A 1,366-nucleotide genomic window follows, 5' to 3' on the forward strand; every position below is an offset into this window, starting at 1 on the left:
ACACGTTGCGCGCGAAGGGGCCGGCCCGCGGCTCCCAAAGCCCAGCGATGCCAGGCTGTCGTTCAATCCCGTCCACGACTTCGGCCTCCTTGCCGTCAGTACCACTTCGCGAGCGTGTGCGATTTGAGCCCTTTTTAAGTGGGTTTCCATGTTGTATCGGCCAGCTATCCGAATAGCTCGACGACGCCCACTGCGGGCTGGCTGGCAATAGTTCGGTCTTGTCCGCAGGTTTCAACGCTGCAAGACGGGATCCGAGGCGCCTGCTCTTTCGACCACGAAGTCAGCAGGCTCTGATAGTTCTGTCTACGACCGCAACGTCCACGGTGGCCCAGAAGACGCCGCGCTCACATCCTCAGCCGCCCAGTTCCGGGTCGACGTCGGACTCGTGGCGCCGCGACGTCGTTCTCCGCCTACTGAGCCGGTTGGCGAGGCTCAACCATACGTCAACCCAGCACCAGCGCATCCGGCTCGGCCCACACGAGCCGGCCCGAGCAATGCATGAATCCCGACCTGGTCAACTGTCCGCTATTTCGAGGATGCCGGGTTGAAGGGCTGGTTGATTGTCGTAAAGTACTGCACCGCCGCCACAATCGCCACCGGAGCCGTGACCAGTAGCTGCCCAGCCAGCGTGCCCAACGCACCGACAGCAACAATTCCGCCGAGGCACCCGACCGCCGCGGAAGGAATGAACGGGCCGAACATGCCGACGATGGTCGCTGCCGCGACCGTGGCACCGGCGATACCACCGAGAACACACCCAACAGCGGCACCAGCGACACCGCCGACGAGAGTACCGATCGTGGCACCCGCACTGATCGTCGAGGTCAACCGATTCCAGGCCGCCTGCTCCCTGTCATACGGAGTCTTCCACGGCGCGGAATCCTCATACGGCAGCGCTACCGGCTCGTAGACGGCGTGGGCAACATCAAACTGCGGGGTGAGGACCGCAGTACGGTCATTGATCTCAGCCGCGATCGGGAACACGAAATCATCGACCCGAAACGACAACTCGGTACCCGCGAGCACCGTCCCATCAGGCGCTTCCACCTTGAAAACACCGTGATCATCTACCAGCGAACCCGCACTCGTCCTGATAACGGTCGACGCCGCAGTCCTGGTCGCCGTATAACCAACCGATTCACTGGATACGGCCGCAGCCGGATCCGCTGCCGCCACACCGGCAGGCGATACCACCGCAGTAGCCACCGCAGTACACAGCACAGCCTTCATCATGTTCTTCATTTCGGTTCCAACCTCCGATGGAATCCTGACGAGATACTAAACAAACTCGATCACAGATAGTTTCAGATCACTTCAGAGAGCCAACTCCGCCAAACTGAGCCCTATTCAATCGCCACAGTCCACC

1 protein-coding gene is annotated in these 1,366 nt (G+C 61.2%); it reads right to left on the reverse strand.

Features of this window, described 5'->3' with window-relative positions; all coding sequences use genetic code 11:
* Positions 1-525: 525 nt before the first annotated feature.
* Positions 526-1,242, reverse strand: a complete 717-nt coding sequence (locus ACFXN1_RS51815) for a hypothetical protein (RefSeq protein WP_379446119.1) — start codon at positions 1,240-1,242, stop codon at positions 526-528.
* Positions 1,243-1,366 lie beyond the last annotated feature (124 nt).

The organism is Nocardia sp. NPDC059154, assembly GCF_042755705.1.
In the GTDB taxonomy this organism is placed as follows: domain Bacteria; phylum Actinomycetota; class Actinomycetes; order Mycobacteriales; family Mycobacteriaceae; genus Nocardia.

Coding starts and splice junctions, on each gene's coding strand:
- ACFXN1_RS51815 (WP_379446119.1), bottom strand. CDS start 1,242: ATGAAGAACATGATGAAGGCTGTGCTGTGTACTGCGGTGGCTACTGCG.